We start from the raw sequence: 14506 nt of genomic DNA, 5'->3' as shown, positions 1-14506 counted from the left end.
TACTGTATTTACTTATATTTAATCCATGTGCAACATTTGTCACAGAAATAAAATCCTAACTCCATACAATTCATGAACTTTCGAACGAAGATTTATTTTGTTTCGTTCGCTCCTTTTGTGTTTTTACCATCGCATACAAAATAATGAGGTTCCTATGTTTGGAATATTCAAACCTAAGGCGCACATTGATCGTCTGTCCCCTGGCAGCATCGATAGCACCTACTCTCGCCTCCGTTGGCAACTCTTTATCGGTATCTTTGTTGGCTACGCCGGTTACTATCTAGTTCGTAAAAACTTCAGTTTGGCGATGCCTTATCTTATCGAGCAAGGCTTTAGCCGCGGAGACTTAGGTGTCGCCTTGGCAGCTGTTTCCATTGCATATGGTCTCTCTAAGTTTCTAATGGGCAGCGTTTCAGACCGCTCCAACCCTCGCTATTTCCTTAGTGGCGGCCTATTGATGTCTGCATTAGTGATGTTTTGCTTTGGCTTTATGCCATGGGCGACTGGTAGCGTCACTGCGATGTTCATTTTGCTTTTCTTAAACGGTTGGTTCCAAGGGATGGGGTGGCCTGCTTGTGGCCGAACCATGGTGCACTGGTGGTCACGTAAAGAGCGTGGTGAGATCGTTTCGGTTTGGAACGTGGCGCACAACGTGGGTGGTGGCTTGATTGGTCCACTATTTATTCTTGGCCTATGGGCATTTAACGATGATTGGCGCACTGCATTTTATGTTCCTGCATTTTTCGCCACGTTGGTTGCTGTGTTTGTTTGGATGACGGTTCGCGATACCCCTCAGTCTTGTGGTCTGCCTCCGATTGAAGAGTACAAAGACGATTACCCAGATGACTATGACAAGTCCCATGAACAAGAAATGACAGCGAAGGAAATCTTCTTCAAATACGTCTTCAACAACAAACTTCTTTGGTCGATTGCAATTGCAAACGCATTTGTTTACCTAATTCGTTACGGCGTACTGGACTGGGCACCTGTTTACCTAAAAGAAGCGAAGGATTTCTCGGTAGATAAATCGTCATGGGCTTATTTCTTATACGAATGGGCTGGCATTCCAGGAACACTATTGTGTGGTTGGATCTCTGACAAATTGTTCAAAGGTCGTCGTGCACCTGCTGGTATCTTATTTATGGTTCTAGTGACAGTTGCAGTGATGGTTTATTGGTTTAACCCTGCGGGCAACCCAACAGTAGATATGATGGCGCTTATTGCAATTGGCTTCCTAATCTATGGTCCGGTTATGCTGATCGGTTTGTACGCACTTGAACTCGCTCCGAAGAAAGCCGCAGGTACTGCCGCTGGTCTTACTGGTTTGTTTGGATACCTGGGTGGGGCAGTTGCCGCAAACGCGATTTTGGGCTACACCGTAGACCACTTTGGCTGGGATGGTGGCTTTATCATCTTAGTGGGTTCTTGTATTACTTCTATCGTGTGTTTGATGTACGCCTTCTTAGGTGAACGTGCGCACCACGAGCAAAAAGAGCGCGAGAAGGAAGCGCTAGCGTAATATTTATTTAAAGAGGCAGTGGAATACTGCCTCTTCGCTTTATCAAGGAAATAACAATGAAAACAAAGTCAGTATGTCTTACTTTTTTAGCACTTAGCCTCTCTGCTGGTGCGATTGCGAAGCCGCTTGTCATTGCGCACCGTGGCGCATCGGGCTACTTGCCTGAGCACACGCTAGAAGCCAAAGCACTTGCTTACGCAATGAAACCTGACTACATAGAGCAAGATGTGGTAATGACGAAAGACGACCAGTTGGTCGTGTTGCATGACCATTATCTCGATCGCGTAACGGATGTTGCGGAGCGTTTTCCTGATCGTGCACGTAAAGATGGTCGTTATTACGCGATTGATTTCACTCTGGCGGAAATCAAATCCTTGCGAGTTACCGAAGGGTTCAACATCGATGAGAAAGGCAACAAAGTAGCGGGCTATCCAACCCGATTCCCTATGTGGAAATCTGACTTCACCGTGCCGACGTTTGCTGAAGAGATTGAGCTGATCCAAGGCTTAAACAAAACGCTGGGTTATGACATCGGTATTTACCCAGAAATTAAAGCGCCTTGGTTCCATCGTCATGAAGGTAAGGACATTTCTAAAGCAGTACTTAAAGTCTTGAAGCAGTACGGTTACGGCTCTCAAGACGACAAAGTCTACCTTCAGTGTTTTGATGCGAATGAACTTCAACGCATCAACAGTGAACTCATGCCTGCAATGGACATGGACTTAAAGCTCGTTCAGCTTATGGCTTACACTGACTGGAACGAAACTATGGTGTACAAAGGCGACAAGGCAACACCATACAGTTATGACTGGATGTTCGAAGCCGACGGAATGAAGAAAGTAGCGAGTTACGCGGAAGGAATTGGACCTTGGAAGCCGATGCTGGTGGATGATAAGTCAACCAAAGACAATATCATCATCAAGCCGTTGATGAAGGCTGCAAAAGACGCTGGCTTGCAAGTGCATCCATACACGTTCCGCGCCGATCCAGGACGCATTCCAGCGTACACTGACAGCTTTGAAGGCATGATGGATGTGTACTACAACCAAGTAAAAGTGGATGGTTTGTTTACTGATTTCCCAGATAAAGCGGTCAGCTTTTTAAATCAGTAATCACGCATTTTTCTTTAAGCTAAAAAATCCCCCAACAGTTTCCTGCTGGGGGATTTTTCTTAACTATTTATTAGTTGTTTTTATGCAGTTCGCTGTTCAGTTCAACCGCGCTCTTGTTTGCAAGACACTCGATTTGACCTGTTACAGAGTTACGACGGAATAGTAGGTCAGAAACACCAGCAAGATCGCGTGCTTTCACTACTTCTACTTCTTGGCCAGCAGAATCTAGCATACGTACTTTAGAACCAGCAGTTACGTATAGACCTGATTCGATAGTACAACGGTCACCCATTGGGAAACCAAGACCTGCGTTCGCGCCTAGTAGAGAGTTTTCGCCGATAGAAACCACAACTTTACCGCCGCCAGATAGCGTACCCATGATAGATGCGCCGCCGCCGATGTCAGAGCCGTTACCAACCACTACACCAGCAGAGATACGACCTTCAACCATGCTCACGCCAGTTGTACCTGCGTTGAAGTTGATGAAGCCTTCGTGCATTACCGTTGTGCCTTCGCCAACGTGTGCGCCAAGACGTACGCGAGAAGTGTCAGCGATACGAACGCCAGTTGGTACCACGTAGTCCACCATTTTAGGGAACTTGTCTACACAATCTACGCTTAGTGCACGACCCGCTAGGCGAGCTTCGATTTGACGCTCTGCTAGTTCAGGTAAGTCGATTGGGCCTTCGTTAGTCCATGCGATGTTGTGTAGTAGACCGAAGATGCCGTCTAGTACCGTGCCGTGCGGTTGAACTAGGCGGTTAGAGATAAGTTGAAGTTTTAGGAAACCTTCAGCAACGCTTTGTGGCTGCTCGTCAGTTGCAAGGATAACCAGTACAAGTGGTTGTGCTGATTCTGCTGCTTTTGCTGCGAAAGATGCGTTTGCCGCATCGCCGTTTGCTTCAAATGCTGCTGCCAGTTCTGCGCTTTGTGCTGCAGAGATCTCGATAGCTTGGTTGCCTTGCTCGTAACCTGCTACTGCTGCTAGTGCGTTAACAAGCGCTTCGCTTGGGTTAAGAGCTGGGTTTGGGAAAAACGCTTCGATGATTTTGCCGTCGCGGTTTTTAGTTGCCGTACCAAAGGCTAGAGAGAAGAAAGCCATAGTTGATCTCCATGTGTTGAGTCTTGTGTCTCGTCTGTTCACTGACAAGAAATAATTAAGTTGTCAGTCATCATAAAGAGAGTATTGGGGAGTTTAAAGAGGGGAAATGGAGAAAGTCCGTAGATGGATACCTTTTGTCTTTTTAGAGATATGTTTGTCTGATGAGAAATGTGTCGCAAAAGCCTTATCAGACCGATTTTGGGCAGAGACACAGTGAAGTGGGAGAAGGGAGCATCGCAAAAAATAAGGGGAGGACCGAAGTCACTCCCCCTACACTGGGTTTGTTGGATTTACTGGCTTTGGGTAGTAAAGCGATAAATCGACTTAGAGGCTTAGCTCACCGACCTCTACTGCAAGTGCAACCGTTGCACCTACCATTGGATTATTGCCCATACCGATGAAGCCCATCATTGCTACGTGTGCAGGTACTGAAGAGCTACCCGCGAATTGCGCATCGGCGTGCATGCGACCCATGGTATCGGTCATACCGTAGGATGCAGGACCTGCCGCCACATTATCCGGGTGTAGAGTACGACCAGTACCACCACCTGATGCAACTGAGAAGTAAGGCATGCCTTCACGGTTACGTTCCGCTTTGTAGATACCTGCTACAGGGTGTTGGAAGCGAGTCGGGTTGGTTGAGTTACCTGTGATGCTCACATCCACTTGTTCTTTATGCATGATAGCCAAGCCTTCACGCACATCGTCTGCACCGTAGCAAAGGATCTCACCACGTGGACCTTGGGAGAAACGGCGACGTTCTACTTCCACTAACTCACCAGTTTGGTAGTTGTATTGAGTACGTACGTAAGTGAAACCATTGATGCGTGAGATTAGGTAAGCGGCGTCTTTACCCAAACCGTTCAGGATCACTTTCAACGGATTTTTGCGTGATTTGTTGACGTTCAATGCGATTTTGATTGCGCCTTCTGCCGCTGCGAATGACTCATGACCGGCAAGGAAAGCGAAACAGCCACTTTCTTCATTCAGTAGACGAGCCGCCAATGCACCGTGACCGATACCCACTTGGCGTTGCTCTGCGACGCTGCCAGGTTTTGTGCAGGCTTGAAGGCCTTCACCGATGATGTTTGCAGCTTCTTCTGCTGTTTTTGCACCGCGGAAAATCGCCAAAGCAGTACCCAGTGTGTAGGCATCGGCAGCGCTTTCAAACGCGATAGGTTGAGTGTCCATCACCAGCGCTTTAGGGTCGATACCACGATCCATACAGTATTGGTAAGCCTCTTCCAGAGAAGAAAGTTGCATTTCGTCTAATGTGCGACGTACAGATTCAGTAATTGGAGTGTTCATAATCTCTTTCCTCTTGGTGGCAATTATTTTTGGCGTGGGTTGATGGTAGATACGGCTTCGTCAAAACGACCGTAAGTCCCCGTTGCTTTGTCTGCGGCTTCTGCTGCAGATACGCCTTCGTTGATGGCTTTCATCATCTTGCCTAGGTTGAGATATTGGTAACCAATCACTTCTTTGTTTTCGTCTAGTGCGAGTTTTGTTACGTAGCCTTCAGCCAATTCCATGTAACGCACGCCTTTTGCTTTGGTTGAGTAGCTAGTACCCACTTGGCTGCGTTGAGTTTGACCGAGGTCTTCCAGTGCCGCACCAATTTCCAAGCCACCTTCAGAGAAAGCAGATTGAGTACGACCGTAAACAAATTGAAGGAAGATTTCGCGCATCGCGACGTTGATAGCATCACATACCAAGTCGGTATTCAGTGCTTCCAGAATGGTTTTGCCTGTTAGAATTTCTGCGGCCATCGCGGCTGATTGAGTCATGCCTGAACAGCCGATCGTTTCGATCAAAGCTTCTTCGATGATGCCGTTTTTGATGTTAAGAGTCAGTTTTGCTGCACCTTGTTGAGGAGCACAAGCGCCAACGCCGTGGCTAAGACCAGAAATCGCGATAACGTCTTTTGGATTGATCATTGCGCCTTCAACAGGGATCGGTGCAGATGCATGAAGATCGCCGCGTTGAATCGGGCACATTGATTGGATTTCGTGTGAATATTGCATAATGTTTTCCCAGTGTATTTTTATTTTTTGAGAAAACAGGAGCGGGGTTGGAGAAGAGTTGAATTGCTCACTACAGAACTCTTGCTTTAACAACATTGGTAAAGCATTTCCAACAGGGCTGACCTGTTTTCGTTTCTGTAGGAGTCATTAGCTGTAAAAGCGGTTCGAATCTTTCGATTCCGGTGGCACCCCATCACCGAACCCATTTAGACTAGATCTAAGTCACACTAATCTGCAACATGAAATTTAGAGCAATTTGGGATATTAAATCGGTTCTTTATATTCTCAGAGATATATGGAGATAAACGGAAGGAATAAAAAAACGCCGCATAATGCGACGTTTTTTCTAAACAAATGAGAGGCTTATGCAGCGTCTTCTTGGTCGCTATCTTCTTCAACAGCTTCAAGCTTCTTTGCTTTTTTTGGTGCAGGTTTACGTTTTGCACCAAGAGCGTAAAGCACTTCTTCTTTGTTTTGCGCAAGGAACATTGCAAGATCTTCTTGCTTACCTTCGTCTTCTAGAAGTTCACTTTTACCCAGCAGTGAGAATAACTCGTCTGCCATATCCAGCATTTTGTCGTATGCGTCAGCTTCCGCTTTAGAGGTAAAAGTCATTTTCTCTTCTCCATTGCGTTCTACCACGTACTTGACGATTACAGCCATGGTTGGTCCCCTAATTTGGTGTATTGATACTGGCTTTTTATACAGTTTTTGACCAATCAAGTCTAGCGACAAGCCTCAGAATGAGAGACACGTACAACTAACTGACTAGCATTTAAACTATCTTGGTTTCACTTTGCGGATTTGTCCGCCAAAGGAAGGTTTGCTGGTCGCTCCCAATCTTGGCAAAATTCGATAAACGTTTTGAGCAATGGGCTTTGATATTTCTCTTTATGAACCAGTAACCAGAAGCGACGTTTCATATCTAAAGGCATGTCGAGCAGTTTTACGCGGCCGTCACGAATAGCAGGTTCTGCAGACAAACGTGACAAGCAGCCCAAGCCTAACCCTGCCGATACTGAGTTGATCAACGCTTCGGTGGTATTGAGCTGAAAAGCTTCATGCCAATGTTCCAAGCGCGGCGCGATAACGCGCATAAAAAATTCGCGTGAACCGGACCCTGCCTCTCGCAATATCCATTCACTGTTTTCTAGCTCGGTTAAGTTTACTGGCCCTTCGTGCGCGGCTGGGTAATCGGGCGCGCAAATCACGCACATTTCATCTTCGCTAAACTGGGTAGACTGCAATTCAGGGTGAAGTGTTTTGCCCTCAATGAGGGCTATGTCTAACTCGTAATCGGTCAGCATGTCGCAGATTTGTGCGGAGTTAGAAATGAACAGGCTTTGAGAACGATGGTTCGTTTGCTGACGAAATTCGCTAAGCAAATAGGGCGCGACTTGGTTGCCAATGGTGTCGCTGGCACCAATGCGAAGTTGGCCCGATAGCGCTTGGTCACCATCGAAAATGCTCTCGATGTCTTTGGCTCGGTTGAGTAACTCATCCGCCAGTGGTAGCAGTTTTTGACCTTCTTGGTTCAAAATCAGTCGGTTATTAACACGATCAAACAAGTGATGGCCGATCTGTTTTTCTAATTCTGAGAGTGCCATGCTCACTGCGGCTTTCGATAAAAAGAGACTATCAGAAGCTGCTGTGAGCGTTTTGTGCTGCGTGATCGTCGTAAACACTTTCAGTTGTTTAAGAGAAATGTGACTTGCCATACTCCACCGTTAAGTAATTCTGAACGTTTGTTTTAAATAATTAGATATATCGGAACGAAGTGCAAGCGTATTATACGTCCCATCAAGAGTGAGTCTGGTTGAGGTCTTCATGATTCAAAGAACAAAAGCAAAAGTAATGGGAGCGCCAACTCCAATGGCGGGTTTGGCTCTTGGTATTGCAAGCTTGGGCTGGAGTTGGGAAAACTTCGCCGAATTACATGGCTACGGACAGTGGATTAGTGCGGGTATCGCGAGCATATTGTTGGCTATATTGGCAACCAAGTTTTTGCTACATAATCATCTATTGAGACAAGATCTTGCTCATCCGGTTGTGGGCAGCGTGGTTCCGACATTTGCGATGGGCACTATGGTGGTATCGAACTCTCTCGGCCATTTTTACCCATTAGCTGGCGATGCGCTTTGGCTGATTGCGGTGGTTTTGCACATCGTATTCTTGGTGAGCTTTGTTTACCATCGCGCCAAAGATTTTGAATTGCACCACATGGTTCCTAGTTGGTTTGTACCGCCTGTGGGTATCATCGTTGCGGATGTGTCTTTCTCTGGCAACCCGATGTTAGCACCAGTGGCACAAGGTGCATTGATGTTTGGTATGGTGGCGTACGCGATCATGTTGCCGATGATGATTTACCGTTTCATGTTTACCCATGAAATTCCGGATGCAGCGAAACCAACAATGGCAATCATGGCGGCACCAGCAAGTCTATCATTGGCAGGGTACTTAACGGTCACTGCGACACCATCACCAGTGATCATCGCTATGCTATTTGGTATCGCGGTATTGATGACAGCCATCATTTACCTCGCATTCTTTAAATTGCTTAGACTGCCATTTAGCCCAGGCTATGCGGCGTTCACTTTCCCGATGGTGATCGGTGCGACGGCGCTGTTTAAAATGGCGAATTGGATGGAGTTGCAAGGATTGGCTGCGCACTATGTTCAACAAGTGCGAGGCTTAGCTGGTCTTGAGTTGATTGTGGCAACATTTGTTGTCTCTTATGTGGCCTTACAATACATCAACAACTTGTTGATTCAGCCACGCTTGATGCACGCTCATCACGCTTAAATAGCAGATAGGAAAAAGCCTCTTGGTCTTACAACCAAGAGGCTTTTTTATTTCAATCGGCGTCGATGTTGGACACTAGCCTTTTTTGTAAAATCGCGACATCTCATCCAGAGAATGACGAATGATATCGACAGGAACTTTCTGTTCTTTCTCGACCTTTAACTGGCGATTCAGTTGCTGAGAGTGCCCGCCAGGGTTGACCACAAGCATCAGTTCTTTGCCGACCAATGCATAGTTGTAGTAGCTGCCTGCAATATACCAATCGCGAGAGGCTGAGCTATCAAACAAGTTATGACCAACGCTGTATGAACTCGTTGTGCCTTGAACGTCAAACAGCGTATTCATCATGGTTGGCACGACGTCAAAATGGGTCGTGCGGTAATCAACTTGCTCTGGCTGACGATTTGGCATGTACACGTAAAGAGGCACATGTACTTGAACGTCACTGTAGTTACCCGTGTGGCCCCAATAGTTCATCTTATGGTCATTAAACTCTTCACCATGATCTGATGAAATCACCACAATGGTATTGTCTAAGTCGACGTTTTTCAGCACATCACCAATCAAGCTATCGATGTAGTACAACGAGTTCTTGTATCGATTGTGGTAAAGCGAAGCGTCAAAATCGTTGTTGAGCAAAATGTGGTCAACGCGTTCCCAGTATGGTTTGAATTTCGCAAATTCAGGTTCAGGAAACACCGTGCCGTGGGCGGCATCGTAGAACAGAAAACCAAAGTACGGCTTGTCGCTGTCCTGCTTTTGGAACTCGATGAACTTGTCTGTTATCTGCTGATCGCGCTCGACAGCTGTTTCCCCAGTTTGTTTCAGGGTCAAGTCCGACACTTTTTTGAATACCGTGCGAGAAAGTGGCGGGCTGGTGAGCGGTGCCGAGCCAAAAATGCCCATGCGGTAGCCTTCTGCTTGCAACGTATCCATAAACACAGGAGAGCGTTGGCTTGCGTAAAAGCTTTCCCAGTAGGTTGCTGGCAAGCTGTAAAACAGGCTGAAAATACCCGCTTGAGTTGAGTTGCCGCCGCTCATATGTTGTGTGAAATTCACTGTTTTTTCGGCGAACTTGCTGACATTTGGCATGACTTCCGGCGTCGCATCACTGTAGCGCCACGCGTCAACCAAGATAAACAAAACATTGGGCTGTTTCTCTTTGCTTTGCACTTGAATCGGCGCAAGCGGGTAGTTGAGTGAGCTACGTTCAATGTTGGTTAACTCTACGCGGTTCTTCGATGCAATGCTCTCATCCACTAGGTCGTGTTTGTAAATAAATTTACGAGCCGTCAGCGGGTAGTAAAGTGGCCAGTTATTCGAAAACTGACTGACTTCATCGTCGTAAAGTGCGTTTTTGTACGCATGAATCATCTGCGTGCTAAGCAATACAGCAAACCAAACGCTGATCAAAACGAACTTAGCTCGGCTTTCTGACAGTTGATTACTTACCCAAACGGTACAAGCGAGCCCGATCACCAGAATGGCAATTTCACTGATGAAGATTAGCCAACTCATCCACGAAATATCGAAGACATCACCGCCACCTTCGAAAAACATACGGATTAATAGGGCGTTGATGTGAAGTTTGTATTGCTGAAAAACGAGGATATCGACTTTAAACATGATCAATAGACAGATCGCGATAGCGATCACGATACCTTTGAATGCTCGAGTCGGTAGAAAAGAGAGCAATAAACTCAACAACATAAATGGAAGAGCGATCAAGCCCAGCCAGCCATATTGAGTCGAAACCAAATAGTAACCTTGCAACAAGGTTAGCGGTTCATTTTGATTGTTAGACAACACAAAAGGATAACAAGCGATCGACAGGTACACTGCAAAGCAAGCAAAAAAAGCAATCAGCCAAGCGCTGTTGGAAGACAGTTTGCGAAACATACTTTTTGTTTGTTTATAAATTATGGGTAGAGGGAGTATAAAACAGTGTTTTTTATTATGGAATAGTTGCGACGAATGTCACATTTTGTATGGAAGTGTCAGACTTGATTGACATGTGAAAATTCAGAAGATCCATACTCTATTTGAGTGATATATAACCTTTTGTTTTTTCCGAACGCGAGATCACTGCGGGTTTAAATGCGGCTGTGCTAAGCTTGCTAGCAGTTTCCATTGGCATTCGGTGCTCCTACTTTGTTTACTGTTTATCACTCCAACCAAGTTGACGTTCTTAAATCACTCCTTGTCGAACTGATTCGAATCAGTCCGCTGGAAAACCCGTTCGAAAAAGAACAAATTCTGGTTCAAAGTCCGGGCATGTCCCAGTGGCTAAAAATGGAATTGGCCAAAGAGTTTGGTGTTGCCGCGAACATTGATTTTCCGCTTCCAGCTACCTTCATTTGGGAAATGTTTACGCAGGTGCTGCCAGACGTGCCAAAACGCAGTGCGTTTAACAAAGAAGCGATGACTTGGAAGTTGATGCATCTGCTGCCGGGGCTTCTCAACCAAGACGTGTTTTCGCCGTTAGCGCAGTACCTCAAAGATGACAGTGATCACTCTAAGCTGTATCAACTGGCTGAGAAAATTGCCGATATTTTCGATGGTTACTTGGTGTATCGTCCGGAGTGGATCGCAAGTTGGGAAGCAGGGCAGAGTGTGCCAGAGCTGGAAGATGAGCATCCGTGGCAGCCGATCTTATGGCAAGCGTTGTATGATCACACTGTGTCATTAGGACAGTCTCCATATCACCGTGCCAACCTTTATGAGCACTTTATCGACACGTTAGAGAGTTTTAACGGCAATTTTGACCATTTACCCAAGCGTTTGTTTGTTTTTGGCATTTCTTCGTTGCCGCCTCGCTATATGGATGCGCTAAAAGCAATTGGTGAACACATCGACGTGCATCTGATGTTCACCAACCCGTGTCGTTATTACTGGGGTGAAGTTCGAGATCGCAAATATCTGGCTCGTTTGGCGGCGAAACATCGTCAGCACGTTGTGTGGCAGGACGATCACTCGGAAGTGCAAGGTGAAACTGAGCAACTGAAAGGATCACTGGAAGATAATGTGATCGATGAGCTGCACACCGATGTGGTCGGAAACAGTCTGTTGGCATCCATGGGTAAACTCGGGCGCGACAATATGTATCTGTTGTCTCAGCTGGAATCTCATGAAATCGAAGCCTTTGTTGATGTTGAGCGCGACAGTCTGCTCCATCAATTGCAAGCGGATATTCTCAATCTTGAAGAACATCAAGATGATCAACAGATTGAAAACAGTCATCACAAACAAGTGGTTAGCTTGGGTGATAAATCACTGAGCCTACACGCTTGTCACAGCCCGATGCGCGAAGTGGAAGTGCTGCATGATCAACTGTTGGCGATGTTCGATGCTGACCCAACGTTAAAACCGCGCGATATTATCGTGATGGTCGCGGACATCAACGCTTACAGCCCTGCGATTCAGGCGGTCTTTGGTAACGCGCCGGGTGAGCGTTTTATTCCCTATTCGATTTCTGACCGAACCGCCGATCAAGAGAGCCCAATTCTGGCCGCATTTATGCAGTTGGTGAACTTACCCAATACGCGCTGTTTGGCATCAGAACTACTCGAACTTCTGGAAACTCCGGCGATATTAAAGCGTTTTGAACTCAGCGAAGATGATTTTTTACAAGCCAAACAATGGGTTGAGGAATCGGGGATTCGCTGGGGATTGGATGCCAATACCGGACGCGAATTTGAACTGCCGGAAACCCGTCAAAACACATGGCAATTTGGTATTCAACGCATGTTGCTTGGCTACGCGATGCCAGAATCCGCAGGTTTGTTTGAAACCGAGCAAGGCAGTTTGTCTCCGTACAACGAAGTGCAAGGCATGGGCGCAGAGCTGGCGGGCAAGTTGGCACACTTTATCCAACAAATTAGCACTTATCGAAGCAAACTTTCTCATGTTCAGACTATTGATGGTTGGCGAGAGACTTTGGTTTCACTGCTGGATGACTTCTTCTCAGTTGAGTTAGAAGGCGAAATGGCGCTCAAATCCATTCGCGATACGCTCAGCCAACTCAAAGAGCAATTAGCTGATGCCGCATTTGATGATGCGTTATCTCCGTCGATCATCAGCCAATACCTTCAAAACAAATTATCTGGCACACGAGTCAGCCAGCGCTTCCTTGCTGGTCAAGTGAACTTTTGTACCCTGATGCCGATGCGCTCTATTCCGTTTAGAACCGTTTGTCTACTGGGGATGAATGACGGCGTGTACCCACGCTCCATGCCGCCAGAAGGCTTTGACTTGATGACAGGAAGAACCAAACCGGGCGACCGTTCGCGCCGAGATGATGACCGTTATCTATTCCTCGAAGCGATGTTGTCTGCACAGCAAACGCTCTACATCAGTTATGTTGGCCGTTCAATCCAAGACAATACCGAGCGAGTGCCTTCGGTTCTGGTTTCTGAGCTGATGGAATACTGCCACCAAAACTATTGTTTAAGTGGTGATGAAGCGTTGCCTGTTGATGAGTCTGGCGACAACTTATTAAATGCGTTGGTGAATACCCACGCCATGGTGCCGTTTAGCCCAAGTGCGTTCCAAGGCATGCACGCCAGCTACGCGAAAGAGTGGATTCCAGCGGCATTGACTCAAAGCAGTCAATCGCAAGGCTATGTCCGTCGTGATTTTAATCGGGCATTAGACGACTATCTGTTGGGAGCGACGTTCCCGCTTGAGCTCGACTTAGTCGAGTTGCAACGTTTCTGGCGTTTACCAGTGCAGTATTTTTTCAATCGTCGTTTAAAAGTAATCTTTGAACCGCCGCTACCGGTGATGGAAGACGACGAACCTTTTGTTTTAGGTGGTTTGGAAAGCTATCAAATGCGTGATGAGCTGTTAGAAATCTTGCTTGAAACGACATTGATGCAGCCAGAGAAAAAAACAGAGGTGCTTAAACACTTTATGAGTCAACAGCGCGCGCAAGGCAAACTGCCGGTGGGGGCGTTTGGTGATATCGAATTTGAAACCAACCGAGTTCAGGCGGAAGAGCTGGTGGATAAACTGGCGTTTTTATCTGGTGCGCCTCAAGACGATTTGGAAATCGACCTGACGTTTGATTCCTTGTTTGAGCGAAATGAAGGCGAAGAGAAAAACGTTCGCCTAACAGGTTGGCTAACTCAATGCTACCAATCCGGTTTGATTCGCTATCGAAGCGGTAAGATTCGCTCGCAGGATTACGTTGCTGCGTGGATCGATCACCTTGCCATGTCGGCGTCGGGTCATGCTAAGAAAACCCACATCATTGGTTACGATCGTAAAGAAGGCGCGCTGCATTTGATCTACCCAGAAATTGCCGATGCTCAGTATGCCAAACAGCTACTGACTGAATTAGTTCGCTTATTCTTCGAAGGCATGACTAAGCCTTTGCCTTATTTCCCGAAAACGGCGTTGGCTTGTGTTGAAGCGGGCTTTAGTCGCGGTCAGTGGGTAGATGACGAAGAGAAATCTTTGAAGAAAATGGCTGACGCATTCAATGATGGCTTCATGAGCCCGGGCGAAGGCAATAATGCGTACATCTCTCGAATTTGGCCTGCTTGGAATGATGAGTTGGCCTCAGAAGTTCGTTTGCTGACAGCATTAGTTTTGCAAGGTGCGCGCTTAGCGGTTCAAGACGCTGATGACGTAAAAGCGTAATAAAGACAGTTGGATAAAGAGAAGGAAGAGTAGGGTGGCCGCCAGAAAATCATTATTTTTTGTAGGGCGTTCGCTGTACGGCCACAAGGTCAGAGGGACCATGATACTTTTGTTTAATTCATTTGAGTTGTGCCGTCAAAAGGTTTGGCTTATCTCGTGGGGCGCATACTAACGGTACGTCTTATGGATAACCGTGAGAAAGATCTCACAAAGCTCTAAATTATCCAACTTGTTAAACATATTAATAGAATTTTTAACTATAGATCACATTTATTAGGTGATACGTCCTAGTAAATAATCCGGA

The 14506-nt window shown here is 46.5% G+C and carries 10 protein-coding genes and 1 riboswitch; of the genes, 4 read left to right on the top strand and 6 right to left on the bottom strand.

All coding sequences use genetic code 11. The features are described 5' to 3' along the window. Positions 1 to 154: 154 nt before the first annotated feature. Both glpT and glpQ read left to right on the top strand, forming a co-directional pair. Positions 155 to 1519 (top strand): glycerol-3-phosphate transporter, encoded by a 1365-nt coding sequence (glpT, locus tag R8O10_RS13935; protein ID WP_005380199.1) that lies wholly within the window; start codon positions 155 to 157, stop codon positions 1517 to 1519. Positions 1520 to 1575: 56 nt separating this feature from the next. Further along, a complete protein-coding gene (gene glpQ, locus R8O10_RS13930) occupies positions 1576 to 2631 on the top strand; it encodes a glycerophosphodiester phosphodiesterase (RefSeq protein ID WP_005380201.1) in 1056 nt (351 codons plus the stop codon). Between the two features lie 70 nt (positions 2632 to 2701). Here glpQ and dapD read toward each other — a convergent pair whose 3' ends face one another. From dapD to R8O10_RS13905, 5 genes are all read right to left on the bottom strand, one after another. Further along, positions 2702 to 3733, bottom strand: a complete 1032-nt coding sequence (dapD, locus tag R8O10_RS13925; protein ID WP_318191486.1) for a 2,3,4,5-tetrahydropyridine-2,6-dicarboxylate N-succinyltransferase — start codon at positions 3731 to 3733, stop codon at positions 2702 to 2704. A 324-nt stretch (positions 3734 to 4057) separates the two neighbouring features. Next, positions 4058 to 5041, bottom strand: a complete 984-nt coding sequence (locus R8O10_RS13920; protein ID WP_053349836.1) for a GGGtGRT protein — start codon at positions 5039 to 5041, stop codon at positions 4058 to 4060. A 23-nt stretch (positions 5042 to 5064) separates the two neighbouring features. Next, positions 5065 to 5757 (bottom strand): iron-sulfur cluster assembly scaffold protein, encoded by a 693-nt coding sequence (locus tag R8O10_RS13915; protein WP_053349867.1) that lies wholly within the window; start codon positions 5755 to 5757, stop codon positions 5065 to 5067. Positions 5758 to 5888: 131 nt separating this feature from the next. Continuing rightward, positions 5889 to 5964, bottom strand: a riboswitch (Fluoride riboswitch). A gap of 156 nt (positions 5965 to 6120) precedes the next feature. Next, positions 6121 to 6420 carry a YebG family protein gene (locus R8O10_RS13910; RefSeq protein WP_054700491.1) on the bottom strand — a complete coding sequence of 100 codons (300 nt, stop codon included), beginning with the start codon at positions 6418 to 6420 and terminating at the stop codon, positions 6121 to 6123. Positions 6421 to 6548: 128 nt separating this feature from the next. Continuing rightward, positions 6549 to 7475, bottom strand: a complete 927-nt coding sequence (locus R8O10_RS13905) for a LysR substrate-binding domain-containing protein (RefSeq protein WP_005380210.1) — start codon at positions 7473 to 7475, stop codon at positions 6549 to 6551. 109 nt (positions 7476 to 7584) lie between these two features. Here R8O10_RS13905 and R8O10_RS13900 point away from each other — a divergent pair, with 109 nt between their 5' ends. Then, complete coding sequence (locus R8O10_RS13900; RefSeq protein WP_017636010.1) at positions 7585 to 8559, top strand: TDT family transporter; 975 nt, start codon at positions 7585 to 7587, stop codon at positions 8557 to 8559. 75 nt (positions 8560 to 8634) lie between these two features. Here R8O10_RS13900 and R8O10_RS13895 read toward each other — a convergent pair whose 3' ends face one another. After that, entirely contained in the window at positions 8635 to 10458 is a 1824-nt protein-coding gene (locus R8O10_RS13895) for a DUF3413 domain-containing protein (RefSeq protein ID WP_262640589.1), read from the bottom strand. Positions 10459 to 10710: 252 nt separating this feature from the next. Between R8O10_RS13895 and recC the strand changes: the two genes are divergently transcribed. Then, positions 10711 to 14202: an exodeoxyribonuclease V subunit gamma gene (recC, locus tag R8O10_RS13890; RefSeq protein ID WP_115386264.1), complete on the top strand. Its 3492-nt coding sequence runs from the start codon at positions 10711 to 10713 to the stop codon at positions 14200 to 14202. Positions 14203 to 14506 lie beyond the last annotated feature (304 nt).

Origin of the sequence: Vibrio sp. 1727 (genome assembly GCF_033344415.1) — a bacterium.
GTDB classification, from domain to species: Bacteria; Pseudomonadota; Gammaproteobacteria; order Enterobacterales; family Vibrionaceae; genus Vibrio; species Vibrio alginolyticus.
This window is presented reverse-complemented; position numbering and strand designations above follow the sequence as displayed.

What these genes read in the sequence shown, in the direction of transcription:
- R8O10_RS13915 (WP_053349867.1), bottom strand. Translation starts at nt 5,757, where the DNA reads ATGCAATATTCACACGAAATCCAATCAATGTGCCCGATTCAACGCGGC.
- R8O10_RS13900 (WP_017636010.1), top strand. Translation starts at nt 7,585, where the DNA reads ATGATTCAAAGAACAAAAGCAAAAGTAATGGGAGCGCCAACTCCAATG.
- R8O10_RS13905 (WP_005380210.1), bottom strand. Translation starts at nt 7,475, where the DNA reads ATGGCAAGTCACATTTCTCTTAAACAACTGAAAGTGTTTACGACGATC.
- R8O10_RS13910 (WP_054700491.1), bottom strand. Translation starts at nt 6,420, where the DNA reads ATGGCTGTAATCGTCAAGTACGTGGTAGAACGCAATGGAGAAGAGAAA.
- R8O10_RS13895 (WP_262640589.1), bottom strand. Translation starts at nt 10,458, where the DNA reads ATGTTTCGCAAACTGTCTTCCAACAGCGCTTGGCTGATTGCTTTTTTT.
- R8O10_RS13920 (WP_053349836.1), bottom strand. Translation starts at nt 5,041, where the DNA reads ATGAACACTCCAATTACTGAATCTGTACGTCGCACATTAGACGAAATG.
- glpT (WP_005380199.1), top strand. Translation starts at nt 155, where the DNA reads ATGTTTGGAATATTCAAACCTAAGGCGCACATTGATCGTCTGTCCCCT.
- dapD (WP_318191486.1), bottom strand. Translation starts at nt 3,733, where the DNA reads ATGGCTTTCTTCTCTCTAGCCTTTGGTACGGCAACTAAAAACCGCGAC.
- glpQ (WP_005380201.1), top strand. Translation starts at nt 1,576, where the DNA reads ATGAAAACAAAGTCAGTATGTCTTACTTTTTTAGCACTTAGCCTCTCT.